The following is a 22,835-nucleotide window of genomic DNA, read 5'->3' on the forward strand; positions in this document are numbered from 1 at the left end:
CGCGGGCTATTGCAGCAACTCGATCTGCTTCGGATTGCCCACGGCGATAACGGGGCCGGCGACGCCTTGCACCACACCGCGCACCCTGACCAGCTTGCCGCCATAATTGAGCGGATCGACACCCATGAACTTGAAAGTCTTGAGATCGTCCGGCCCAATCACCACATTGAAGTCACGGCGCAGATCCTGGCCGAACTGGAGAAGCACCTTGCCATCGCGGTTTTCCGCATTCGTCACCCGGCCCACCACGAGCTGGAAGGTACCAAGATCGCCCTTCAGGCTTTCGGGCGCCCGCTGGGCATAGGCAGTATTGGCCCATAAACCGACCCCGGCACGGCGCGCATCGGCCTCGGCGGCATAGAGTTCGCGATAGCATTCGCCGCGATCCGGTGAGATCTCCACCCGCGCCAGGCCTTTGCGCAAAAGTTCGAGCTGAATCCACTTGCCGTCGGCGGTGAAGAGCTGGCTGCGCACCCGGTCATAGCGATCCTGCTTCGGCCAAGTGGCATAGGCATCCACCTCGCGCCCCTTGGCGAGGCTGTCGAGTTCGCTGCGCGCTTCCTCCGCGATGGAAGCTGGCGCGCGATCCTGCGGACCGCCGGGCAAGCGAATACCTTCCAGCTTCAAGGCGCGCCCGTCTGTCAGCACCAGCACGCCGTTGGTTTCGATACGCATGACATGGGCCGAGGAAATCTCGTGTTCTCCAGCGCAGCTCGGCAGTTCGGCCATGGCGGGCAGCGCCAGTGCGACAGCCCCAAGCCCGGCCATAAGAATAGCTCGCATCACGCCCCCAGTTCACGCACGCTTTGGCCATTGTGCCGTGTTTTGCCTGCCCTGCCCAGCGCCCCCGCCCATTACGGTTTCTCAAGAAGCCGTCAGCGGTGCGAATTTTCCTTCCGCCCGGACGGGCCACCCACGTAAGATAAGTTAGATCTATTCAAATCAGCGAGCACCGCATGAGCCTCACCCCCGTTTCGCCCCAGCGCTATGGCACCGTCGCGATGAGCCTGCATTGGCTGATCGCGTTGGCGATTATCGCCAATCTGGCGATTGTCTTTCTGATCGAGGACATGCCGCGCCCGGACCGCATGTTCTGGATGGGCTGGCACAAATCTATCGGCCTGACGGTGCTGATCCTGTCCCTGGCGCGCGTCGCATGGCGTCTCACGCATCCCGCGCCCGCCCATCCCGTCGGAATTTCTCCCGCACAGCGCATCGCAGGGGCGGCGCTGCACCATCTCTTTTACCTGATGATCATCGTGGTGCCGCTGGCGGGCTGGCTGATGGTGTCGACCAATCCCCGCCCAATCCCGTTTTTTGGCTTGTTTGATTTCCCGGCCTTCCCCGGGCTATCCGGCATGACGCGGGAAGAGGCACACCCCTATCACGAGCTTTTTGAGAATATTCACGTCCTCGTAGGCTGGGCGTTTGTGTTCCTGGTGCCGGTCCATATCGCCGCCGCCCTTTATCATCACCATTTCCTCAAGAATAACGTACTGTTGCGCATGATCCCAGGCTCCAAACTGCGCCCCTAAAGCGGCTTTGCGCGGGTTTTCAGAACGGGGTGATCGGTTTAGATTGCCCCGATGAAACAGGGCCTTATTCGCGCGGGCGACGACGCCGCTTTGGTAGACGCCGCGCAGTTGTTGCGGGCGGGGAAACTCGTCGCCTTTCCAACCGAGACGGTTTACGGGCTGGGCGCCGACGCCACCAATGGTGAAGCCGTTGCCGCGATTTTCGCAGCCAAGGATCGTCCGCGCATCAATCCCTTGATCGTGCATGTGACCAGCCTCGCCGAGGCGGAACGGCACGTTGTTTTTTCCGACGCCGCACGCCGTCTGGCGGAGGCATTTTGGCCCGGTCCATTGACCTTGGTCCTGCCGCGCAAAACCGATACGCCACTGTCATTGCTGGTGAGCGCGGGTTTGGAGACGGTGGCCATCCGCCTGCCCGCTCATCCGCTCGCGCGGGCTTTGATTACCGCCACAGGCCGTCCGTTGGCTGCACCGAGCGCGAACCCATCAGGCAGCGTGAGCCCCACCACCGCCCAGCATGTCGCTGAAGGGCTTGGCGAGCGGCTCGACATGATCCTTGATGGGGGGGCCACGACTGTTGGTGTGGAGTCGACGGTCATCGGCTTTGATGGTGATTGTACGCTGATGCTGCGCCCCGGCGGCCTGCCACGCGCGGATATTGAAGCCATTGTTGGGCCATTATCCGCACCGGATCACGGCGGGCCCATCACCTCACCTGGTCAGCTTTCCAGCCATTACGCGCCGAATTCGAAAATGCGCCTGCACGCGAGCGGCGCTGAAGCCGGCGAAGTTTTTTTGGGCTTTGGCCCGAATGCACAAGGTGTTGCGCTCAATCTCAGCCCGCGCGGTGATTTGAGCGAAGCCGCCGCCAATCTTTTCGCCATGCTGCGCGCGCTGGACGGCAAAGCCGCCACCATCGCCGTCTCGGACATTCCCAATGAAGGCCTTGGCGAGGCCATCAATGACCGGCTGCAACGCGCCGCCGCCCCAAGGCCGGAGAAGACATCATGAGCGATCTCTTCGAACAGCTAAAAGCGATCGTCGGCCCGAAAGGCTTCAGCACTGATCCGGCCGAGATAGCGCCGCATCTCACCGAATGGCGCAGCAAATATGAAGGCTCTTCGCCGTTGTTGCTGAAACCTGCTTCGACGCAGGAAGTCTCGGCCATTCTCGCGTTGTGCCATAAGGCCGGCGCCGCAGTAGTGCCGCAAGGCGGGAACACAGGCCTCGTTGGCGCGCAGATTCCGTTTCACAACGAAATCCTTCTGAGCCTGTCGCGGATGAACCAGATCCGCAGCCTGGATAAGCATGATGCGAGCCTGATCGCGGAAGCAGGCGTGGTCCTTTCCACCGCGCAGAGCCACGCCGACGAAGTCGGATTGCTTCTGGCCCCAAGCCTCGCGTCCGAAGGTTCTGCCATGATTGGTGGACTGATTTCCTCCAATGCGGGCGGGGTGAATGTGCTGCGCTATGGCATGATGCGCGAGCAGGTCTTGGGCCTGGAAGTCGTGCTCGCCAACGGCCATGTGCTGAACACGCTGCGCACCCTGCGCAAAGACAATACCGGTTACGACCTGAAGCAGCTGTTCATCGGAGCCGAAGGCACGCTCGGCATCATCACCGCTGCCGCCTTGCGCCTGGTGCCCAAGCCCTCCGAACGCGCGACGGCTTTTGTTGCCGTGCCTGATGTAAATGCAGCAACCGCTTTGCTGGCGCGGCTGCAGGAATCCACCAACGGGCTGCTCAACGCGTTTGAGGTTTTGGCACGCTCTGGCTTGGAGCTGGTGCTTGCCCATATCGCGGGCGCTAAAGATCCTTTCGCTGCACCTGCGCCCTGGTATGTGCTGTGCGAAGCTTCCGGCATCAAAGGCGTCAGCGAGGCATTTCTTTCGGGCCTTGAATCCGCGTTAGAAGACGGTATCGCCGCCGATGTCGTGATTGCCTCAAGTGAAGCGCAGCGCGAAAGCCTTTGGCGCTTGCGCGAAACCATGTCGGAAGCGCAGAAGCTGGAAGGCCCCTCACTGAAACACGATATCTCCGTGCCCGTGAGTGCCGCTGCGCGCTTTATCGAGACTGCGATCGCCGCGGTCGCCGCGCGTTTGCCGGAAGCGCGCCCTGTGCCCTTCGGCCATTTGGGCGACGGCAATCTACATTTCAATTTCCAGATGGCGAAGGGCACCGATCCCAAGCATTACCTCGCCCATTGGGACGAGATTCAGCAGATTGTGCATGACATCGTGCATGAATTCGGCGGCTCGTTCAGCGCCGAGCATGGCGTCGGCATCATGAAACGCGATGCGCTCGCCCGGTATAAGACGGTGCAGGAAGTGGAGCTGATGCGCACCCTGAAACGCGCGCTCGATCCAAAATCTATTCTCAATCCGGGCAAACTCATCCCAGATTGACTTAAAAAACATGCGCTGCGACAAGATTGCCGCGCCCGCATCGCCTGCATGCGTTTTGCGCAAGACTTGAGCTGCGTTGCTCTTTTCTGGACCTCTTAATCCCCGCGATCGGGCTGGTTTGCCTTTGACGTGATCAACCCAGCTAGGCGTAACAGGCACAGCACGCCTATGTCTTGTTTTCCAGACATTGACAGCCATACCTCACATGTTACCCCTACATACGAAAACAAATCTGGGGGTCTAGATGCGTCTTTCGCGCTTAAGCCGCTTTGTGCTGGCGGCCATCACCACCGTGTTCCTCACCGCAGGCGCCTTTGCCGCCGATGTCACGATGTTCGCGGCTGCCTCACTTGGTACGGCACTACCGGAAATCGCTGCCGCTTATAAGGCGAAGACCGGCCAAAGCGTCCAATTCTCCTTTGCCGCCTCCTCGGTTCTGGCGCGCCAAATTGAGAATTCGCCCGGCGCCGATGTCTTCATGTCCGCCGATGCCGATTGGATGGATTATCTCGATAATCGCGGGCTGGTGCAGCATGCGACACGCAAAACACTCCTCACCACCAAGCTGGTGCTGATCGCGCCAGCGGCCTCCACGGTGCAGGTGAAGATCGGTCCCCATTTCGATCTTCTCGGCGCGCTGAAAGGCGGGCGGCTTGCCATCGCGGATCCAGATTCCGTGCCGGCGGGCAAATATGGCAAATCCTCACTGGTTTCGCTCGGTGTGTGGAACGCGGTGGTGGATCGCACTGCCAATGCGGAAAGCGTGCGCGTGGCGCTCGCTTATGTGGCACGCGGTGAAACCCCGCTTGGCATTGTCTATCGCACCGATGCGCTGATCGAGCCCAAGGTGAAGGTTGTCGACACCTTCCCTGACAAAACCCATGCGCCCATCGTCTATCCCGCAGCGCTGACTAAGGACGCCAGGCCCGCCGCGAAAGCCTTTTTGGATTTTCTCTCAGGTCCTGAGGCACGCGCGATTTTCGTCAAATACGGCTTTGAACTCGCGGGAGGAAAATAATGAAACTCCGCACCCTTCTTCTTGCCGGAACCGCGCTTATCGCGTTTAGCGCTTCCGCGCTCGCCGATAACGCCTCCGTCGAAAGCCGCCTTGATGCCTTGCAGAAGCTGATCGAAAACCAGCAGGCGCAGATCGAAGCGCAAAGATCCGAAATCACCAATCTGAAGAAAGCGCTTGGCGGCAAAAAGGGCAAAGCGCCCTCCCCGGCAAGCTCGGTTGCCGTAGCCCCACCACCGCCATCACCTCAAGCGGCGCCTGCCGTCGAAACCAAACTCGCCGAGCAGCAAGCGCAGATCGACACGCTCACCCAGCAGCTGGAAGCGGACGAAAACAGCGCGCGGCTCGCCAAACAGGAAGCGCCAACCGTCAGCATGGCAGGCGGACGGCCCACATTCACCTCGGCCGATGGGCGTTTCTCGCTCGCCATCCGCAGCTTGGTGCAATACGACCTCGCCCATTACATGCAGCCCGGTAAGGCACAGTCGCTGGCCGCTGCGAACGGGCCTGATCTTTCCAGCGGCGGTAATTTCCGCCGCGCCTGGTTTGGCGTGCAAGGCAAGGTCTTTGGCGATTGGTCCTATTACCTGAATTATGATTTCGGCGGCGGTGGCGGCACCGAAACGCCAGGCCATGTGCAGCAGCTTTGGGTGCAATATGACGGGCTTGGACCTATCGCGCTGCGCATCGGTGCCTTCACACCGTCGAATGGCATCGAAGACGCGACCAGTTCAGGCGATACCATCTTCCTGGAACGCAATGCAGTAGCCGAGATGGCACGCAACATTGCAGGCGGCGACGGGCGCAATACGATCTCAGCCACCTATTCCGCCGACAAGCTGTTTGCCCAGATCACCTATACCGGCAATAAGATCCAGGATTCCGGCGCATTTGACGAGCAGCAAGCCGTCACCGGACGTCTCGCGGGGCTGCCGTTCTCGAACGACAGCACCAAGCTCCTTCTCAGCGCGGCAGGCAGCTATGTCTTTAAAGTGGCGGATGCCGCGGCCGGACAAGGCGCAGCGCGTACCATCACCTTGAACGCGCCACCGGAAATCACCGTCGACAATACCGGCACAAAGTTTGTTACCTCCGGTTCGCTGAATGCGGAACGTGTCTGGCAATATGGGTTGGAAGCGGCAGCCGAATGGCAGAGCCTTTACACGCAAGCGGGATATTTCCGCTATGGTGTCGATCTTCGCGCCAATGCGGGCGCTTATGGTTTTGGCGGCTGGTATGGGCAGGCGAGCTATCTTCTCACCGGAGAAAGCCGCCCCTATTCCGCAGCGACGGCCTCTTTCGGCAATCCCAAACCGCGTATTCCTTTCTCACTCTCCGGCGGGGGCTGGGGGGCTTGGGAAGTGGCGGCACGCTATTCCGATCTTGATCTCAACGATCATGCTGGAATGAAGGGCGCGGCCTTGCCGACCGGCGGGCTTCGCGGTGGCGAGCAGAAGGCGTGGACGCTGGGCGTGAACTGGTATCCCAATCAGGCGCTGAAATTCGAAGCGCAATACCAGAATGTCGGCATTGACCGGCTCGGCACCATCCCGGCGGCGGGGACTAAACCTGCCGTCAACAATGCCTTCGTGGGTCAGTCGCTCAACATCATCGCGCTGCGCTCGCAGATCGCGTTTTAGCTTTTCAGGGGCGTGCTGCGGCGCGCCCCTACTTTTCTTTCAGCGCCCGCAGCATTTGGCGGCGCATTACAAATCCTGCCGCGATCAGCATCAGCCCGAACACCACCATATCCATGCCATGTTCGGCAAAGCGCAGCGGTTGAAAACCGTGCAGCGCGAAGGCTGGATAGACGAACGCCTCAAAGCCCGCATCTGCGAAGAACAACGCGGCAGCACCCATCACCACCCAGAAGGTACTGAGGATAGTACCCTCGCCCGGCGCCTCTTCCGGCAGCAAGAAACGGCGGAACGCTATTGCCAGCACCGCCGCCAAAGCCAGAAACGCGATGATGATCTCGCGTGCGACATGCGGCCCGAAACGGTCATCGATAAACACCGCGCCCATATAGACCAACGCGGCCAGCACTACCGGCAGAAAAATCGCGAGCAGCACGGGCGTGCGCGCCATTTTACGCCGCCTTGGCAATGGGCGGCGCGGCGGGCACGTCGGGCTTGGAGCGGTCCTTGGCTTGGGCGCGGGCACTGATGGCCGCTGTCACCACTGTGGCGGCATAGGGAAGGCTCTGTACCCCCAGCATCACGATCCAAAGCCAGGAGGCCGGATCGTCATACCGACCCGTGGAAATCACCGAACAGATCGCCAGAATGATCGCCGCGAAAAGCGTCGTCTCTTGCCACACGCCGCGCAAGGCTTGGCTCAGCATCGCCTCATCGGCCATTTTCGGCGTGCGGAAGAAAGGAACGCCGCTGGTGAAAATCCCGCTCCACACCGCTTTCGATACCGTGTGGGTGAGCGCGAGCCCGGCGACTGCTGCGAGGAATGCCCCGCGCATGCCGGAACGTACTTTGGAGGGATAGAGCAGCAGCGTCTTTGCCATCTTGGCCGCGAAAAGCGCGAGCGCAGCGCCAGACAGCACCGGCAGCGGCACGTCGACATAACGCGGCGCGGCCCACATCGCGAAAGTCCAGGCGATGGCGATGAAGGTCACCACCAGCCCCAGCCCGTCGGAAATCCAGGGCAGCCAGCCCGAGAGGAAGTGATAGCGCTGCGCCAGCGACAGCTTGCTGCCGCCTTGGAAGATCGCCTTGGAATGCTTTTTCAAAATCTGCATGGCGCCATAGACCCAGCGATAGCGCTGGCCCTGAAAAGCCTTCAGCGTATCGGGGATCACGCCGCGGCCCATGCTTTGCGGGATATAGGCAGCGCCATAGCCTGCTTCGAACAGGCGAAGCCCCAGCTCGGTGTCCTCGGTGATGCACCAGGTTGCCCAGCCGCCTACCTCGTCCAGCTTATCGCGGCGCACGATGGTCATGGTGCCGTGCTGGATGATGGCATCACTTTCGTTGCGCTCCACCATGCCGATATGGAAGAAGCCGCGATATTCCTCGTAGCACATCGCCTTGAACAGGCTTTCCTGCCCGTCGCGGTAATCCTGCGGGCCTTGCACGATGGCGATGCGTTCCTCGGCGAAATACGGCAGCGTAAGGCGCAGCCAATTGGGCTCGACCAGATAATCGCTGTCGATCACCGCAATGTATTTCGCATCAGGATGGGTGAGCGTCATGGCGATGTTGAGCGCGCCCGCCTTGAACCCTTTCACGCCAGAGAAATGGAAAAAACGGAAGCGCGGCCCCAGCGCGGCACAATGGGCCTGCACCGGGCGCCAGGTTTCTTCATCCGGCGTGTTGTTGTCGAGAATGACGACCTCGAAATTCTCATAATCGAGCTCGGCGAGCGCATTCAGCGTCGCGATCATCATATCCGGCGGTTCGTTGTAACAGGGCACGTGAATCGAGACGAGCGGCGCGACTTCCGGAATCTCGGCCTTCACCGCGCGGCGCTCCACCCGCCACAGCACCGCTGCCATCTCGATGCCTTCCGTCAGCACCACAATGGAGGCAAGCAGCACCAGCGGCGACATCAGAATGATCATCGCGATGTTGTAGGGATCGATGTAGTTCAGCGAGGTGGTGTCGAAGAGCAAAAGGATGCCGGAGGTCACCAGCACCACCAGCCCGCCCATGACGAAATAGCCGATCGCCTTCACCCGTGGCATGCGCGAGAGGATCACCAGGCCCAAAAGCAGCGAGAATAACGCCGCCACAAAGGTATATTTGCGCCATTCGGGGAAAGAGCGCACATCGCCGGTGAAATGGAATTTCGGCTGGCCTTCCGCATTGAAAAGGCCCCAATAGGCACCCGCACTGCCGCCCTTGCCTTCATGCGCCGCTTTCCAGGGCTGATCATAGGCTTCGATGATGTAGTAGTCGTAGCCCTTATTCAGCGCGAGCTGCACGAAGTTGCGGATGAAGAAGGCCTGATTGGCGGGGTTGGCTTCCGCGTTATTCATAGTGCGGCCCTGGCTCGGCCAGCCCACTTCACCAATTACGATCGGCTTATCGGGAAATTCGTCCTGCACCAGATTGTAATGGGACTGCAAAAATCCGTTCGCGGTGCGCACATCCGCGCCTTCCCAATACGGCAGAAGGTGCACGAAAATGACGTCGCAATACTGCCCGACTTCAGGATGCAAAAGCCAGGTGGACCAGGTTTCCGCGGTCGTCACCTTGATACGCGCGGGCAAGGCTTTGCGCACGCGTTTGATATAGCCGTTAAGCTGATCGCCGGTGACGTCGCCACGCATCACCGATTCATTGCCGACGATGACGCGATCCACGACGCGGCGATTGGCGAGAATGGCGCCGAGCGCCTTCTCCAATTCGATTTCATTCTTATCGAGGTCGGCACCGATCCAAATGCCAACGGATACCGTCAGCCCATAGCGCCGCGCGATCTCGGGCACTTTGTCGAGGCCGTAGTTGACCGTGTAGGTGCGCACATGGCCGGTGAAGCGCGAAAGCTGCGCCATGTCGGCGTCAATGCGGTCCGGCGTGACATGCTTGAATTGATAACTGTCGTAGGTATGGCTTGGGTAATAGGTGACGCCGCGCACGAGGCCGTCCCAGTCGGGGGCCACGAGGGTGTAATCGCGGCTCGCCCAGAACAGCGCGCTGGCCGAAACGACCAGAAACAGCGCGAGGCCGATGCGGATAATGCCGCCCCGGCCGCGCAATAATGCCCTAAGCCTCTCGATCAAGGTCTGTTATTTCCCGTCATCCGGGCCGAGATCTTCGCCGGCATGCTTGTCATCGGGGTCATTTGGATCAGCCGGACGCAAACGCGGCGGCGTCACCTTTTTCAGCTCCACTTCGAAAACCAGGGTCTGGTTCGGCGGAATGGAACCATCGGGCGTACCCGCCTCGCCATAGCCGAGCTTGCCGGGGATGACGATCTCCCACTTGTCGCCAACCTTCATCAGCGAGAGCGCTTCGGCCCAGCCGGAGATCAGCGAGTTCACCTTGAAGCGGACCGGCATGCCCTCTTCGGTACCGTCGAAGACCTTCCCGTTGATCAGCTTGCCCGTGTAATAAACGGTGACGTAATCAACCAGCCGGGGCCGTCTGCCGAACCCGTTGGTGATGATGCGATAGCGCAAGCCGTCCGGCTTCACGATCACGCCGGGCTTCTTGTCATAGGCGGCCAGAAAAGCCTGGTTGGCCTGAGGGCTCAACTTTGGATCAGCTGCCGCCGCCCGGGCCTGTCCGGCAAGAGCAATTCCGACAAAGGCCAGCGCCAGCACAGCCACCATCCATCCACGACGCATGGAGATACCTCTTCTTCCCAAATGCCCTTCCTCGATGGCCCGCAACATAGCCCAAAGACCTTGTCGCGCCAGCCTAATTATCGCGGCGGAACAGCCGATTAAACAACCCCCGCTTGGGTCCCGGCTTGCCTAAGCCAGCTCCAATATAGTCGCCGGTGTGCCGAGTGCCCGCTGCCGTTTTAACCGGCTCCGACAAGCTTTGCTGCTCCGGACCGGAATTATCCCTAAAAACCGGCTTTTTGGGCATGCCTCTGCGCTGGATGTCCACAGCAAAAGAGGCCAGCGGCGCCAGATTGGAGCGCTCCAGGGGCAGTGTTCCGGGTGAGGAGGATTTTGGAGACCGCACCGCGATGGCCCGCCGCCAGACAGGCGCATCCTCAGGCAGGAGTGGCCGCTGACGCAAGCCCGTCGCCTCATATTGCTGCTGTTTAATGTCGTGCACCAGCCGTTGAAGCTGGTCTGCGGCGGCAGCGAAGGTGGAACGGGGACGGATCGGCATGGCTTCAGCCTCCCTGTCTCTTGACCCAAGAAAACCCGGCCTCGCGACTGATCACAGCCACGTCGATCGCACCGCCAACGGTTGGGCTCTGCGCGGTAATGCGCTTCTTGAGAATGTTGAGCGCCACCAGGTCCTCGACGGTTTCGGCGAGTTCCGGTTTGGAGGCGATTTCAAGTACTGCCAGCATCGGCTCGATGTAATTCTCCTGCTGGAACGCGCCGATGGTGTCTTGCCACTGCAGCATGGCCTGCGGCACGCCTTCGGCCTGAAATTGGCGCCGAACCGCCTCGCGATGGACGGGATCCATCCCCGAAAGACCTTCCACCACAGAATCCACCAGCCCCAGCGCCATTTCTTCGCTGCGCTGCCAAATCTCCCTTTCCAAACCGAATTCAATGCCGCGCAAAAAGGCGTAGCTCGCTTCGCTTTCGGCATAGATGGCAATCGCCGAATGCAGATCGCCGCTCACCGCGATATCGTCCGCCCGCGCGCGCTTTACGATCCCGCCCACCACAGCCGAAACATTGTAGGTGACAATGCCCGGATAGTGATCCTCCGCGCCATAGCCCGCGAAAGCCAGACCCGTAATGTCTTCCACGAAGAGGTCTTTCACCACGCAGAGATGGGCGATCTCCTTCAGCTTCTCGCGCGCCTGAAGATCAAGCGGAAAGGCCGAGAAACTGTAAGCAATCACCTCATCGGCCACCGTACCGTAATCGCGCTTAACCACCTCGGCAAAGCCCGGCGGGAAACAGGCAAGATCGGCGCGCGGCGCTCCATCGGGATGGGCGAGATAGCGCTGCCAGACGAGATCAATGGCTTGGCCGAGGAGAACCTCATCCGGCCCAATTACGCCCGCCTCGTAAAGGTAATGCGCCAAACGAAACACAAAGCGCAGCACCGAAGCATAGAGACGGCGATATTCCTCGCGCTGCCGCGCAGGCGGAAAAAAGCCCTCCAGCCGATCCAGATAGGCGAAGAAATCCTCACCATGCTCGTGAAGACGATCTTTAACGCTCGCGCTTTTGGCATACTGGCCGATGAGCACGTCCCAGGGATGGCCCATCAAATCGGCGAGGCCGAAGAACATCACCCCCACCGGCAGACCTTCGCCAAGATTGAACAACTTACGCTGATCGTTGCGGATGATGATTTTCCCGCCGTCCACCATGGTCACAGCCGAATCGGCGGCGAGCGCAATGGCCCGCTGATTCATCGCAGCGATTTCCGAGGTCATTGCCCCTGCCCACTAGTCCCCAGACAGGAGCATTACACAGCGAGATGGCGTTTGGGAGATGGGCCTAGCCCGCGATCGCAGACCGCCAGGTCATGGGGAACGCGACATGAACAAGAACGACCAGCCCGAACAGGAAGACGAGCACACCGGAAACCCGATTGATCATCTGCACCGCGCGATCGTCGATCTTGGCGTGCAGCTTGCCCACTACGGTTGTGAGGGTCGCCCACCACGTCGTCGAGCCCACCACCACGCCGATCACCCAAAACGAGGCATCGAAGAAGCTCGGACTGTGCGAGAGACCGCCCAAGCTGCTCGACCATGCCACGAAACCGGCAAAGGTCATGGGATTGGTAGTTGTAAGCGCAAAAGTGGTAGCCATGCCTTTGGCGGGCAGCTTGGCGCCGCCGTTCACGACGGGCCTGCCGTTTTTGCCATTCGCAGGAGGACCATAGGTGTCGCCGATTCGCGGCGGCGGCGGGGCCAGGAACATGCGAACGCCGATCACCAGCAGCATGATTCCGCCCACGATCTGCAGGGGCGTGGAATATCCGGCGATGACCTGTGAAATAGCCGTCAGGCTGAAGGCGGCGATGCAGGCAAAGATTCCATCACCCAGCGCCGCGCCTAAACCCGACAAAAAGCCGTAAAGCGAGCCAAATTGCAGTGTCCGGCGGATGCAGATGAGATTCACCGGACCAATCGGAATGGCCGCGATCAGTCCGACAATCCAGCCGGTAAGAATGATACCAACGTAATCCATTAGACCCCGAAAGCCGTCCCGGGCGGCGCTTTCTTTTGCTTCACATCTTCCCCAGCGACCGCGGCGGCTGCCGCATATAGACGATTTTGGGTCCCAGATGCGAGCATCTTCGAACGCCCGATCCGGTCCCTGGGCACCGAGGCAGTGAGCCGCCTATTTTCCAATTCCCCAAAAAAGGCCGGGTTATCGACCGTTGCCGCAGAGTGATCCCTCGCCCTCGCCGATCTCCATGCGACGTGACGACGCGACCAAGAGTTGTCCGCAAGCGCAACTAGAAACCGCAGCGGCCCGGTCGGGCGCGTTTGGATCGGGCGCAATAGGATTTTCCACGGACGCTCCACCTCGCCTCCCAATACGCAACTACTCCGTACACGTCTCATTTCGATTAGCACTTCCGGGCGCCGATTGCTGCTGATTAAAACACCGGCAATGATGCCAACAGTAGGTGCAACCACCACTCTCGACAGAGAAGAAATTTCACGACACAGTTTCATCTAACGAAAACGGAGGAACCCTGAGAAGTCTCACGTCTATGGGCGTTTCATGAAGAGGAATGCGATGCGTACAATCGAATTGAAGCTTCAAGGATACCGTCTCACCACTGCTGAAATTCTCTATCACCTGCCCGATCATCCGGGGCTCTTGCAAAGCTTCATCTGGCAAGACCTCGACATGGCGCCGCGCTTCCCGGTGCTGAACAAATTTCTCAAATTCTGGGACATGAGCATCGAAGGTCGTCTGCATTCGGTGCGGATCGCCGCGCGCGGAATCATCTCCGATGCCGAGCTGAGAATGGCGGGTGGCGAGTTCGTCTTAAACTAGAGCGTACCCCAGAAGCGGAACGGCTTGCCGGCGCCTTGGGTGACCACGGCGCCATCACGCATAACGGTCAGGCCTCGCACGATGGTGGCGATCGGCCAGCCGGTAACCTCCATGCCGTCGAACGGCGTCCACTGCGCCCGTGAGGCGATCCAGCTATTCTCGATGCGCTTCTTCAGCTTGAGGTCGACCAGGGTGAAATCGGCGTCATAGCCGAGCGCGATGCGCCCCTTTCCCGCGATGCCGAAAATCCGCGCCGCACCCGCACTCGTCAGATCCACGAAGCGCTCCAACGTCAGCCGCCCTTCATTCACGTGATTCAGCATCAGCGGCACCAGCGTCTGCACACCGGTCATACCTGAGGGGCTGTCGGGATAGGTCTTGGCCTTCTCTTCCAGTGTATGAGGGGCGTGATCGGAGCCAATGACATCCACCAGACCATCCGCCACAGCCTTCCACAGCGCCTCACGATGATGGGCCTCGCGGATCGGCGGGTTCATTTGCGCCAAAGTTCCCAGCCGCTCGTAACATTCCGGCGCCGCGAGTGTCAGATGCTGCGGGGTGGTTTCCACGGTCGCAAAATCGCGCGCCCCCGCCAGCAAAGGCAATTCGTCGGCGGTGGTGACATGCAGGACATGCAACAGCCGTCCGGCTTCCCGCGCCAGCCGCAGCACACGTTCGGTGGAGCTGCGCGCGGCTTCCGCATCGCGCCAGACCGGATGGGTCTTCACATCGCCGCGTACCGCGTAGATTCTGCGTTCCTTGAGGCGGTCTTCGTTCTCTGAATGTACCGCCATGCGACGCCTGCCCGCCTTAAGCGCAGCGAGGATCGCCTCTTCCTTGTCGAGCAGCAACGAGCCGGTGGAAGAACCTAAAAAGGCTTTCACCCCACAGACACCCGGCAGACGTTCGAGCGCCGCCAGTGCCCCAACATTGGCCGGGCTGGCGCCGACATAGAAGGCGTGTTCGCAATGCATCCGCCCCGCCGCGCGGGCGAGCTTATCCTCAATGGCCTCGCGGGTGGTGGTGGTGGGATTGGTGTTCGGCATCTCGAAAACGCCTGTGACACCGCCCAAAACTGCTGCGCGCGAACCGGTTTCGAGGTCTTCCTTATGTTCATTGCCGGGCTCGCGCAGGTGCACCTGGGTGTCGATTACACCGGGCAGAACATGCAGTCCCTTAGCATCAAAAACCTCGGCGGCTTTCGAATCGCTCAGCGTTCCGATGGCGGCAATCTTGCCTGCCTTAACGCCAATATCGGCTTGCGCCACCCCGTTTGGTGTTGCGCAGAGCCCTCCACGGATCAAAAGGTCATAGGATTCCATAGTCTAAGGAGTAGGCTGTAGCGCATGGCTTGGCAATCGGGCATTGCTTAGAGTACCTGCGAACAATGTCAGAGATTCTCTTGACCCAAACACTTTCCGAGCGCGCGGTGATCGCGCTGACAGGCCCCGAAGCCAAAAGCTTCTTGCAGGGGCTGGTGACCAACGACGTCACCAAAGTGGCGCCGGACCATCCCGCCTATGCCGCGCTTTTGACGCCGCAAGGCAAAATCCTCTTCGATTTTCTGGTCTTCGCAAGCGATGACGGGCTTTTTCTCGACTGCCGCAAGTCGGTGCGCGAGGCCCTGATCAAGCGCCTGTCGATGTACAAGTTGCGCGCTCAGGTGGAGATTTCCCCGCGCGATGACCTCGCCGTGGTTCTCGAAGGTGCTGCCGATCCACGCCATCCCGGCCTGCCACCACGTGGCATCGCAGCCATCACCGGCACACCAGCCGACGAAGCCTACCTCGCCCGCCGCCTCGAGCTTGGCATTCCCGAAGGCGATGATTTCGGCTCGGGCGCGCTCTTCGCCCTCGATGCAGGTTTCGACGAGCTCCACGGCGTCGCCTTCGATAAGGGCTGCTATATCGGCCAGGAATTGACCGCGCGCATGAAGCATCGGGGTACCGACCGCAAACGGCTTCTGCTTGCCACTGCACTTGAGGGCGCGCTATCGCAAAACACCCCCGTGACTTCCGGCGACATGGCGCTGGGTGACATCATCAGTGTTTATGGTGCGAAAGGTTTCGCACTCATCCGTCTTGACCGTTTGGCTGAAGCAAAGGAACCGCTCGTTGCGGCTGGACTTGCTGTAATACTGACCAAACAGGACTGGCTCGTTTAACTCGCGTCCTCTCGGGCGCTGCAATCTGGAGGGATTGTCATGCTGCATCATGTTTCCGTGGGAGTACGCGACGTCGAACGCGCGGCCAAGTTCTACGACGCCGTGCTTGGCGCCCTCGGCTATTCGCGGGTGATGGAAGTCCTGCCCTATGGCGTCGCCTATGGCGAAGACGAGCCGGTGTTCTGGGTGCAGCTCCCCCATAACCAGCAGGTCGCCACCCCGGGCAACGGCACCCATTTCAGCTTCGTCGCCTATTCCACGGAAGCCGTGGATGCCTTCTATCAGGCGGCCATCGAAGCTGGCGCTGAAGATGCCGGCAAGCCCGGCCCGCGCCCGGACTACACGCCCGATTACTATGGCGCTTTTGTTTACGATCTTGACGGTAACAAGCTAGAAGCAACCTATCTGCCGCTGCCGGACCTCGAAGTTGAAATCGATGACGGCGTGATTGAAGTCGCCTTTGCAGATGAACCAGACGACTTCGAAGAAGAAGACCAGGCCACTCCTAAGGCCGCAAAAAAGAAAGCTACTAAAAACGTGAAGAAAGCAGTGAAGAAAGCCCCGGCCAAGGCCGTTGCGAAGAAGACCGCCAAAAAGGCCGCCCCCAAAGCCGCGAAGAAGGCCGTGAAGAAGACCGCCAAAAAGGCCGTCAAGAAGAAGGTCGTGAAGGTGGTGAAGGTCGCCACCCCGAAAGCCGCGAAGGCGCCGAAGGCTGAAAAGGCCGTCAAGCCTGCCAAGGCTGAAAAAGCCGGCAAGAAGAAGGATAAGAAGGACAAGAAGTCCAAGGACAAGAAGAGCAAGCGCAAGTGAGTAAAGCGCGCTGCCATTGGCCGGGCGAAGACCCGCTCTATGTCGCTTACCACGACACGGAGTGGGGCGTGCCCGAATACGATGCGCGCGCGCTCTATGAAAAGCTGGTCCTGGACGGCTTCCAAGCGGGGCTGTCCTGGATCACCATCTTGCGTAAGCGCGAGAATTTCCGGCAAGCCTTCGACCATTTCGAGCCGGAAAAGATCGCCCGTTATGGCAAGCGCGAGATCACAAAACTGATGGGCAATGCGGGCATCATTCGCTCCGAGCCCAAGATCACCGCGGCCATCAAAGGCGCCCAGCTCTGGCTCGAAATTCAAGAGAAAGAGCCGGGCGGCTTTCCCGAATTCATCTGGAAGCATGTCGATGGACGGCCCCAGATCAATCGCTACAAAGACGGCACAAAAATCCCGGCCAAGACCGAGATGAGCGAAAAGCTCGCCAAAGAATTGAAGCAGCGCGGTTTCAATTTCTGCGGGCCGGTAATCATTTATGCCTTCGCCCAGGCCATCGGCATGGTCAATGACCACGTGGTGACTTGTTTTCGCCACGCCGAATGCGCCAAGCTGGCGGAGAAATCTGTCTTCAAATCCTTGGAGCAGAAGCGCGCCAAGCTGCGCTGAGCCACATCTCGGGGGTCATCATGTGGAAACATCTCGCTGCCGCAGCGTTGCTCGTGGTTGCCGCGGACGCCAAGACGCTTAGCCCGGCCGACGCCTGGAAAGCCTCGCTCAAGGAAGACAACGCCGCCTGGGCCAGCGCCAAACACGCCATCCTCAAGATCAATGACGCCGCCTATGTGCATGAGGGCGAGACCTATTCCTTGATCGGCGAGCCTTCGAAATCCGCCACTTGGCATTGGAAGAAGGGCAAGGACGCCAAAGCGGCCCTCACCGCCTCCTTTTCCGGCGGCAAACCAGTCCTCAGCAAAGACAGCAAGCCCCTGCCCGCCGAAGCGCTCGGCAAAGGCATCGACATTGCCCCGGGCGTGGACGTGACCGGCGCGGTGACCCAGATGTCGCCCGGCCAGTCGGGCCTGCGCATCATGGTTTTCGATCAGGAGAATAAGGCCGCTAAAGCCTTCAAGGGCGTCGATTACTTCGCCTATGACCCGTCCTATCGCGTCACCGCCAGCTTCAAGCCCGATCCCAAGATGACGCCGCATGTCTTCCGCACCTCGCGCGGGCTCGACAAGCAGTTCTTCCATACCGGCGATGCCGTCTTCACCCTGCAGAGCAAGACCATCACCCTGCCCCTTTATGCCGACGACAAAGACCCGGCTAAGGTCACTTCGATGACCTCGTTCTTCACGGATCAGCTCACCGGCAAAGGCGCCTACCAGGCTGGGCGCTATGTCGATGTCGAGCCCTTCAAGAAGTTTCCGCCCGCGAGCGTCACCATCGATTTCAATTACGCCTACAATCCCAATTGCGCGCGCTCGAGCTTTTATAACTGCCCCTTCGCGGTGGATTTCATTCCGCTGGCGATGAAGGCGGGCGAAAAAGACCCGCACGCGCACTGACAGCTAGACCCAGAGCTCGGTGACCGGTTGGGTGAGGACCTCGCCCCAAGTCAGCCGGAAGACGCCTTTGGGCTCTGGGCAGGCCGACTGGATGGCGGCACCGCTGATATAATGAATGCCCGCATCCTGGGCGATGCGCAGCTCGGCCTTGTTGCTGAGTCCCCAGAGAAACGTGGCGAGACCGGCGCGGCGGGCAAACAGCGCCAATTGCTCGATATCATGCTGGCGCAAGCTGGTATTGGCGGGAAACTCGGTGAGATTATAGCCGGCGCCGCGCAAGCCGATGCCTTCATAGGCGGCGAGCGTTCGGGTTCCGCAGGCCACCGTCGCCAGCACACTCCGCGCGAAGGGGCGCAAGGTGTTGACCATATTGACGAGTCTGCTCTGCGCTACACCCAGCGGCACGTCGTAGATGATGAAGCTCATGAAATTGCGGGCGTTGAACGAGAGCCCCTTGCAGGCCGCGAGCACTGCGACGCGTCCCGCAGGCACACCCAGCACATTGAAAGAGAGCGGCACCGCCAGCAAAAAACGCTGCGGCGTGTTAAGCGTGGCTTCCAGCTTGGCAATCCCGTCCCGCAAGGTGGCGAGTTCGACCTCAATGCGCTCTTCCAGGGAAAGCTGGCTTAAGAGGACCGTACCCGGGCGGCCAGATACCGTAATATCCCGCGCTTCGCAGCCATAGCTTGTCACAGCAGTGCTGGGCACCGCCCAGATCGGCACGTAATGGAATTTACATTGCACACCGGAAGCATCATTGGCGCGCGGAGGCGCAACCGCCTTATTGACCACCACTGGCGCGGTTGAAGGTGTCTGCGTGGCGAATGCATCCGCTGCGCTCGCGACTTGCGACCCGGCAACAGCCTTGCGCAGCACCTCTTCGGGAACGCCACCGCGCGCGGCCAATGTGATGATGCGATCCGATGAAATACGGCTCAGCTGCAAAGTGTCGTCTGAAGCGCTGCTTGCGACATCGACCACCACATCCTGCAGAACACATTGACCAAGGAAACTTGTCTGAAGATCAAAGGCAACACGGGTGCAAACAGCACTAACCTCGTCAGGCGCAATGCCGGGCATACTGACGAGATAAGCCGCCTCGCCGATCCGCACAAAAATGTCGTTCGGACCAATCCGGGCATTAAGCAGAGCTTCGATTCTGGAATACACGCCCTCGCAAACACGGGACCAACTGGCCCCGGCACGGGCCTTGATGTTTTCGAATTCGATAACGTTCACCGCCCCGCGCGATAAGAAGGCAGGAGAAGCTGCAACTGCGAGGACTGATGAAGGCCGATTCAACATAAGGCCGCATCTAATAAATTCCCGCGTTACAAGCTAAACAACTTTCTTGACTAGACTATTAGGGATTACCGCAACGCCCGGATAATCTCGCAATGTTTGGTTAACCACACATCGGGAACGGTTTCTCAGGCGGCGGTTTCGATAACGCCGTACCAGCCGAGCCCCTTATAGGTTTCATAGCCGGGAGTCAGCGCATAGGCGTAGAGCTTTTCGTCTTTATAGTAGTAATTGCGCGGTCCGCCGGAGTGGTCCAAGGCATAGACTTCGGTCAATTCCCCCTTGCCGTCCGATGCCGCGATGACACGGCCTTTCGCATCCAGGATAAGAACGCGCGCATGTTCCTTTTCCTCATCCGAAAGCCCCACCCCCGTGACCACGGTTCTGGCTTGCGGCGCCCAATCGAAGAAGATGCCGAGCACGCCCGCAGGCGCGCCGTTATTCTCGCCGCCCCGGCGGATCGCCGTGGCATAGGTTGCGACTGCGGCACCGCCAAGTCCGGGATTGGTGGCAATGTCGGCCACCGCGAAATCATCGCCCGAACGTGTCGCCATCGCTTCACGAAACCAGGCTGTGCCGGAAACGTCCATGCCGAGTACCTTGTATTTCTCCGGTTGGCCGTTCGCGATCACTTTTCCCTTGGCATCGGCGATCCATAAATCGAGATAGACCGTATAGGAGCGCAGGATTGTCGCCAGCCGCGAAGAGGCATGGCGGCAGGTTTCCGCGCTCGCATATTCCACCGCATCCACCACAGCGGAATCCGTTGCCCACCAGCGCACATCGCACGAGCGCTCATAAAGATTGCGGTCGATGATTTCGATGATGTTGAGTGCCAAATCCTGGCAGCGCACGCCACGAAAGCGCTGCACGAGATCGCCCATGACGGAGATATTGGCCGCGATGGCCGTCTTTAATTCACGCGAGACGGCACCGATGTCCTTGGCGACACTGCCCATCTCAGAGGCGACAACGGCGAAGGCATTGCCACTGTCTCCGGCGCGGGCCGCTTCGATGCGGGCGTTTAGCGAAAGCAAATGAGTCTGGCGGGTGATGGAGTCGATAAGGCCAATTTTCTCTTCCGTGACCCGCGCCACTTCCGCCGACAGCTTTACGATATCGTCCTGCATGAATTCCCCCGCACGGGGAAATACTGCCCTGGCGACGTTTAACAGTTTGCTTTACGTCCTAAAGAATTATACGCAAAAATTATGGGCAACCCGCTGCTTTCCGAGGCGCCTTCGCCGCCACGACGAAGAGCGCCAGCGCAGATGCCCAATTAGAATGCAATCAACCCCGGCCGCGATACGGCGCCACTTCCAGCGCAGGCAGGAAGGTGTTTTTCGGCAGCGTGCCGGTCTGCCAGAAGACATCGATCGGAATGCCGCCGCGCGGATACCAATACCCCGCGATACGCAGGTATTTAGGCTTCAACACCTCGATCAGCTTCTTGGCGATGACAAGCGTGGTGTCTTCGTGGAAGGCCGGATTGTTGCGGAAGCTCGAGAGATAGAGCTTGAACGACTTCGATTCCACCAACGCCTTACCCGGCACATAATCGATGACGAAATGCGCGAAATCCGGCTGGCCCGTCACCGGGCAGAGGCACGTGAATTCCGGCGCGGTGAAGCGCACAACATAATCCGTACCCGGATGAGGATTGGGCACTGCCTCGAGTTTGGCGTCGTCGGGCGTCTCAGGAATGGCAACAGCCTTGCCGAGTTGGGTCAGGCTTTTGCGAAGGGTGGTTTTCTTGGTAGCAGCCATGGCTTTCTCATGTCGTTATGGCCGGATTTTCACCCGGCCATTCGCTGACGACATGAGCGTGTTTCCCGGCCGGGTCAAGTCCGGCCCGGGATGAGGGGTTATTTATGCCCGTCTTTCCACTTCTTCACGGCGTCCAGGGTCAAGGTGACGTGCTGGTCGGGGCTCATGTCGGAATGGACGAAGGCGACCTTATGGTCGGGCGTAATGACATAGGAAATGCGGTTGGACATGGCCAGAACCGGCATTTTCGCGTCATAGGCGCGGATCACCTTGCCGTTCGGGTCGGCGGCGACGGCGAACTTGTTACGGCATTCTTCGGTAGAGAACTTCTGCTGGGTGGCAATATCGTCGTTGCTGACCCCGATCACGGTCGCGCCGCTGGCGGCGAACTTCTCGGTCGCTTCGGCAAATTCATGGGCCTCGATGGTGCAGCCCTTGGTGAACGACTTGGGATAGAAATAGAGCACTACCGGCCCTTTTTTCAGGGCGTCCGCGAGCGAAAACGAAAAAACCTTGCCGCCAAGGGAGGCCTCGGTGGTGAAATCGGGCGCGGCGGCACCGATGCTCAGCGCGGCTTCAGCCGGGGCGGCGGCAATGCCAAGGCCCAGAGCGGCGGCATACAAGAGCTTCATGAACTACTCCCTTCCAGACGTTATCGTCTCGCAGTATTAGACGGGCCGCACTATGGATTGGATCAGCCCGAAACTGCAATCGGGCCCGAGCCCTTAGTGAGCTTCAATTGCGCTTGAAAAACGCCCCGAAAACCACGACATCTTTGGGGTCATTGTTTCCAAATAGTGGGAAGGGCGGCTGCCTGATGAAATTCGTGCTCACCAATTGGCTGGAGCGTAACACGCCCGCCCCGATTGCCGGCTTCTTCGCGCGCCAAGATGTGAAGGCCGTGATCGAATGGCTGAAAGAGCCCGTCTACGCGGTGGCGCTGATGTTCGCGCTCACCACGATCATCGCCCAGCCATTTTACGTTCCGTCAGGATCTATGGAGCCGACGCTGGCCATCGGTGATGCCGTGCTGGCCGCGAAATTCCCCTATGGCTATTCGCGCTATTCCATTCCCTTCGTGAACGGCCCGACGCCCGAAAAGAAGCTGTTCGAGCGCCTGCCCTCCGTTGGCGACGTGGTGGTGTTCCGCCTGCCGCGCGATACTAAGGTCACCTATGTGAAGCGCGTCATTGGCCTGCCGGGCGACCGCATTCAGATGAAGGAAGGCCGTCTCTGGATCAATGGCAAGCAGCTACCGCTGCGCCAAAGCGGTGTCGGCGAAAGCGAGGATTCCTTCGGCGGCACCAAGGAAGTCGCGCGCTTTGTCGAAACCCTGCCGGGCGGCAAGGAGCACATCATTTTCAAGGAGCGTTGGGACGGCCCCGCTGACAACACCGGCGTCTATGTCGTGCCCGAAGGCCATCTCTTTATGATGGGTGACAACCGCGACAACTCCCTCGACAGCCGCTTCTCGATCGACGGCCACGTCCTCGGCAATGACTATATGGCCTCCAATGAAGGCGGCGTCGGCTATGTGCCGGTCGGCAATCTCGTTGGCCGCGCCTTTATCGTGATCGGCTCAGTGGACTTCCTGAATGCCGGATCTTTGCTCGAATGGCCGCTTCAGTTCCGCTTCTCGCGCATCCTGAAAGCGATCCATTAGGCCAGCCACTTGAATCCTGGCGCCAT

The 22,835-nt window shown here is 59.8% G+C and carries 23 protein-coding genes; 11 read left to right on the top strand and 12 right to left on the bottom strand.

Annotation, left to right across the window (positions count from 1 at the left end; translation table 11 throughout):
- Nucleotides 1-6 precede the first annotated feature (6 nt).
- Entirely contained in the window at nucleotides 7-783 is a 777-nt protein-coding gene (locus tag FHS83_RS16955) for a thermonuclease family protein (protein WP_167084297.1), read from the bottom strand.
- A 173-nt stretch (nucleotides 784-956) separates the two neighbouring features.
- Between FHS83_RS16955 and FHS83_RS16960 the strand changes: the two genes are divergently transcribed.
- The 5 genes from FHS83_RS16960 to FHS83_RS16980 all read left to right on the top strand — a co-directional run bounded on the left by FHS83_RS16960 (nucleotide 957) and on the right by FHS83_RS16980 (nucleotide 6,595).
- The gene (locus FHS83_RS16960) at nucleotides 957-1,535 is read left to right on the top strand and encodes a cytochrome b (RefSeq protein ID WP_167084299.1); all 579 of its coding nucleotides are present in this window, start codon (nucleotides 957-959) and stop codon (nucleotides 1,533-1,535) included.
- A 51-nt stretch (nucleotides 1,536-1,586) separates the two neighbouring features.
- A complete protein-coding gene (locus FHS83_RS16965) occupies nucleotides 1,587-2,546 on the top strand; it encodes an L-threonylcarbamoyladenylate synthase (protein WP_167084301.1) in 960 nt (319 codons plus the stop codon).
- Entirely contained in the window at nucleotides 2,543-3,940 is a 1,398-nt protein-coding gene (locus FHS83_RS16970) for an FAD-binding oxidoreductase (RefSeq protein WP_167084304.1), read from the top strand. The genes FHS83_RS16965 and FHS83_RS16970 overlap by 4 nt, the downstream gene beginning before the upstream one ends.
- A 244-nt stretch (nucleotides 3,941-4,184) precedes the next feature.
- The gene (gene modA / locus FHS83_RS16975; RefSeq protein WP_167084306.1) at nucleotides 4,185-4,958 is read left to right on the top strand and encodes a molybdate ABC transporter substrate-binding protein; all 774 of its coding nucleotides are present in this window, start codon (nucleotides 4,185-4,187) and stop codon (nucleotides 4,956-4,958) included.
- Entirely contained in the window at nucleotides 4,958-6,595 is a 1,638-nt protein-coding gene (locus FHS83_RS16980; RefSeq protein WP_167084308.1) for an OprO/OprP family phosphate-selective porin, read from the top strand. The genes modA and FHS83_RS16980 overlap by 1 nt, the downstream gene beginning before the upstream one ends.
- Nucleotides 6,596-6,623: 28 nt before the next feature.
- Here FHS83_RS16980 and FHS83_RS16985 read toward each other — a convergent pair whose 3' ends face one another.
- The 6 genes from FHS83_RS16985 to FHS83_RS17010 all read right to left on the bottom strand — a co-directional run bounded on the left by FHS83_RS16985 (nucleotide 6,624) and on the right by FHS83_RS17010 (nucleotide 12,759).
- A complete protein-coding gene (locus tag FHS83_RS16985) occupies nucleotides 6,624-7,043 on the bottom strand; it encodes a hypothetical protein (protein WP_167084310.1) in 420 nt (139 codons plus the stop codon).
- A gap of 1 nt (nucleotide 7,044) precedes the next feature.
- Nucleotides 7,045-9,693, bottom strand: coding sequence for a glycosyltransferase family 2 protein (locus FHS83_RS16990; protein WP_167084312.1), 2,649 nt, complete (start codon nucleotides 9,691-9,693; stop codon nucleotides 7,045-7,047).
- A gap of 6 nt (nucleotides 9,694-9,699) precedes the next feature.
- A complete protein-coding gene (gene bamJ, locus FHS83_RS16995) occupies nucleotides 9,700-10,260 on the bottom strand; it encodes a BamJ family beta-barrel-assembly machinery protein (RefSeq protein ID WP_167084314.1) in 561 nt (186 codons plus the stop codon).
- A 73-nt stretch (nucleotides 10,261-10,333) separates the two neighbouring features.
- On the bottom strand, nucleotides 10,334-10,759 hold the full coding sequence (locus tag FHS83_RS17000; RefSeq protein ID WP_167084315.1) for a hypothetical protein: 426 nt from the start codon (nucleotides 10,757-10,759) through the stop codon (nucleotides 10,334-10,336).
- A 4-nt stretch (nucleotides 10,760-10,763) separates the two neighbouring features.
- The gene (locus tag FHS83_RS17005; protein ID WP_167084317.1) at nucleotides 10,764-11,996 is read right to left on the bottom strand and encodes a hypothetical protein; all 1,233 of its coding nucleotides are present in this window, start codon (nucleotides 11,994-11,996) and stop codon (nucleotides 10,764-10,766) included.
- A gap of 64 nt (nucleotides 11,997-12,060) precedes the next feature.
- Nucleotides 12,061-12,759: a LysE family translocator gene (locus FHS83_RS17010; protein ID WP_167084319.1), complete on the bottom strand. Its 699-nt coding sequence runs from the start codon at nucleotides 12,757-12,759 to the stop codon at nucleotides 12,061-12,063.
- Nucleotides 12,760-13,317: 558 nt separating this feature from the next.
- Between FHS83_RS17010 and FHS83_RS17015 the strand changes: the two genes are divergently transcribed.
- On the top strand, nucleotides 13,318-13,581 hold the full coding sequence (locus FHS83_RS17015) for an usg protein (protein ID WP_167084322.1): 264 nt from the start codon (nucleotides 13,318-13,320) through the stop codon (nucleotides 13,579-13,581).
- On the opposite strand, the gene FHS83_RS17020 is transcribed toward FHS83_RS17015, so the two are convergent.
- Nucleotides 13,578-14,903: a dihydroorotase gene (locus FHS83_RS17020; RefSeq protein WP_167084324.1), complete on the bottom strand. Its 1,326-nt coding sequence runs from the start codon at nucleotides 14,901-14,903 to the stop codon at nucleotides 13,578-13,580. The two genes, FHS83_RS17015 and FHS83_RS17020, sit on opposite strands and share 4 nt — an antisense overlap.
- Nucleotides 14,904-14,968: 65 nt before the next feature.
- Between FHS83_RS17020 and ygfZ the strand changes: the two genes are divergently transcribed.
- The 4 genes from ygfZ to FHS83_RS17045 are packed head-to-tail and all read left to right on the top strand — an operon-like array spanning nucleotide 14,969 to nucleotide 18,077.
- Nucleotides 14,969-15,745, top strand: a complete 777-nt coding sequence (gene ygfZ / locus FHS83_RS17025; protein WP_167084327.1) for a CAF17-like 4Fe-4S cluster assembly/insertion protein YgfZ — start codon at nucleotides 14,969-14,971, stop codon at nucleotides 15,743-15,745.
- 39 nt (nucleotides 15,746-15,784) lie between these two features.
- Complete coding sequence (locus FHS83_RS19275) at nucleotides 15,785-16,555, top strand: VOC family protein (RefSeq protein ID WP_208414924.1); 771 nt, start codon at nucleotides 15,785-15,787, stop codon at nucleotides 16,553-16,555.
- Nucleotides 16,552-17,178, top strand: coding sequence for a DNA-3-methyladenine glycosylase I (locus FHS83_RS17040; protein WP_167084329.1), 627 nt, complete (start codon nucleotides 16,552-16,554; stop codon nucleotides 17,176-17,178). The genes FHS83_RS19275 and FHS83_RS17040 overlap by 4 nt, the downstream gene beginning before the upstream one ends.
- Nucleotides 17,179-17,198: 20 nt before the next feature.
- A complete protein-coding gene (locus FHS83_RS17045) occupies nucleotides 17,199-18,077 on the top strand; it encodes a DUF1684 domain-containing protein (protein ID WP_167084331.1) in 879 nt (292 codons plus the stop codon).
- A 3-nt stretch (nucleotides 18,078-18,080) separates the two neighbouring features.
- On the opposite strand, the gene FHS83_RS17050 is transcribed toward FHS83_RS17045, so the two are convergent.
- The 4 genes from FHS83_RS17050 to FHS83_RS17065 form a co-directional block, all read right to left on the bottom strand.
- On the bottom strand, nucleotides 18,081-19,316 hold the full coding sequence (locus FHS83_RS17050; RefSeq protein ID WP_167084333.1) for a hypothetical protein: 1,236 nt from the start codon (nucleotides 19,314-19,316) through the stop codon (nucleotides 18,081-18,083).
- 191 nt (nucleotides 19,317-19,507) lie between these two features.
- Nucleotides 19,508-20,509, bottom strand: coding sequence for a methyl-accepting chemotaxis protein (locus tag FHS83_RS17055; protein ID WP_167084335.1), 1,002 nt, complete (start codon nucleotides 20,507-20,509; stop codon nucleotides 19,508-19,510).
- A gap of 160 nt (nucleotides 20,510-20,669) precedes the next feature.
- Entirely contained in the window at nucleotides 20,670-21,146 is a 477-nt protein-coding gene (queF, locus tag FHS83_RS17060) for a preQ(1) synthase (protein ID WP_167084337.1), read from the bottom strand.
- Nucleotides 21,147-21,244: 98 nt separating this feature from the next.
- Nucleotides 21,245-21,778, bottom strand: a complete 534-nt coding sequence (locus FHS83_RS17065) for a peroxiredoxin (protein ID WP_167084339.1) — start codon at nucleotides 21,776-21,778, stop codon at nucleotides 21,245-21,247.
- 185 nt (nucleotides 21,779-21,963) lie between these two features.
- Between FHS83_RS17065 and lepB the strand changes: the two genes are divergently transcribed.
- Nucleotides 21,964-22,809 (top strand): signal peptidase I, encoded by an 846-nt coding sequence (gene lepB / locus FHS83_RS19705; protein WP_167084341.1) that lies wholly within the window; start codon nucleotides 21,964-21,966, stop codon nucleotides 22,807-22,809.
- Nucleotides 22,810-22,835: the final 26 nt, after the last annotated feature.

This window comes from Rhizomicrobium palustre (assembly GCF_011761565.1).
In the GTDB taxonomy this organism is placed as follows: domain Bacteria; phylum Pseudomonadota; class Alphaproteobacteria; order Micropepsales; family Micropepsaceae; genus Rhizomicrobium; species Rhizomicrobium palustre.

Excerpts from the sequence above, each read along its gene's own strand:
- FHS83_RS16955 (WP_167084297.1), bottom strand. The coding sequence starts at position 783 with ATGCGAGCTATTCTTATGGCCGGGCTTGGGGCTGTCGCACTGGCGCTG.
- FHS83_RS16960 (WP_167084299.1), top strand. The coding sequence starts at position 957 with ATGAGCCTCACCCCCGTTTCGCCCCAGCGCTATGGCACCGTCGCGATG.
- FHS83_RS16965 (WP_167084301.1), top strand. The coding sequence starts at position 1,587 with ATGAAACAGGGCCTTATTCGCGCGGGCGACGACGCCGCTTTGGTAGAC.
- FHS83_RS16970 (WP_167084304.1), top strand. The coding sequence starts at position 2,543 with ATGAGCGATCTCTTCGAACAGCTAAAAGCGATCGTCGGCCCGAAAGGC.
- modA (WP_167084306.1), top strand. The coding sequence starts at position 4,185 with ATGCGTCTTTCGCGCTTAAGCCGCTTTGTGCTGGCGGCCATCACCACC.
- FHS83_RS16980 (WP_167084308.1), top strand. The coding sequence starts at position 4,958 with ATGAAACTCCGCACCCTTCTTCTTGCCGGAACCGCGCTTATCGCGTTT.
- FHS83_RS16985 (WP_167084310.1), bottom strand. The coding sequence starts at position 7,043 with ATGGCGCGCACGCCCGTGCTGCTCGCGATTTTTCTGCCGGTAGTGCTG.
- bamJ (WP_167084314.1), bottom strand. The coding sequence starts at position 10,260 with ATGCGTCGTGGATGGATGGTGGCTGTGCTGGCGCTGGCCTTTGTCGGA.
- FHS83_RS17000 (WP_167084315.1), bottom strand. The coding sequence starts at position 10,759 with ATGCCGATCCGTCCCCGTTCCACCTTCGCTGCCGCCGCAGACCAGCTT.
- FHS83_RS17005 (WP_167084317.1), bottom strand. The coding sequence starts at position 11,996 with ATGACCTCGGAAATCGCTGCGATGAATCAGCGGGCCATTGCGCTCGCC.
- FHS83_RS17010 (WP_167084319.1), bottom strand. The coding sequence starts at position 12,759 with ATGGATTACGTTGGTATCATTCTTACCGGCTGGATTGTCGGACTGATC.
- FHS83_RS17015 (WP_167084322.1), top strand. The coding sequence starts at position 13,318 with ATGCGTACAATCGAATTGAAGCTTCAAGGATACCGTCTCACCACTGCT.
- FHS83_RS17020 (WP_167084324.1), bottom strand. The coding sequence starts at position 14,903 with ATGGAATCCTATGACCTTTTGATCCGTGGAGGGCTCTGCGCAACACCA.
- ygfZ (WP_167084327.1), top strand. The coding sequence starts at position 14,969 with ATGTCAGAGATTCTCTTGACCCAAACACTTTCCGAGCGCGCGGTGATC.
- FHS83_RS19275 (WP_208414924.1), top strand. The coding sequence starts at position 15,785 with ATGCTGCATCATGTTTCCGTGGGAGTACGCGACGTCGAACGCGCGGCC.
- FHS83_RS17045 (WP_167084331.1), top strand. The coding sequence starts at position 17,199 with ATGTGGAAACATCTCGCTGCCGCAGCGTTGCTCGTGGTTGCCGCGGAC.
- FHS83_RS17055 (WP_167084335.1), bottom strand. The coding sequence starts at position 20,509 with ATGCAGGACGATATCGTAAAGCTGTCGGCGGAAGTGGCGCGGGTCACG.
- queF (WP_167084337.1), bottom strand. The coding sequence starts at position 21,146 with ATGGCTGCTACCAAGAAAACCACCCTTCGCAAAAGCCTGACCCAACTC.
- FHS83_RS17065 (WP_167084339.1), bottom strand. The coding sequence starts at position 21,778 with ATGAAGCTCTTGTATGCCGCCGCTCTGGGCCTTGGCATTGCCGCCGCC.
- lepB (WP_167084341.1), top strand. The coding sequence starts at position 21,964 with ATGAAATTCGTGCTCACCAATTGGCTGGAGCGTAACACGCCCGCCCCG.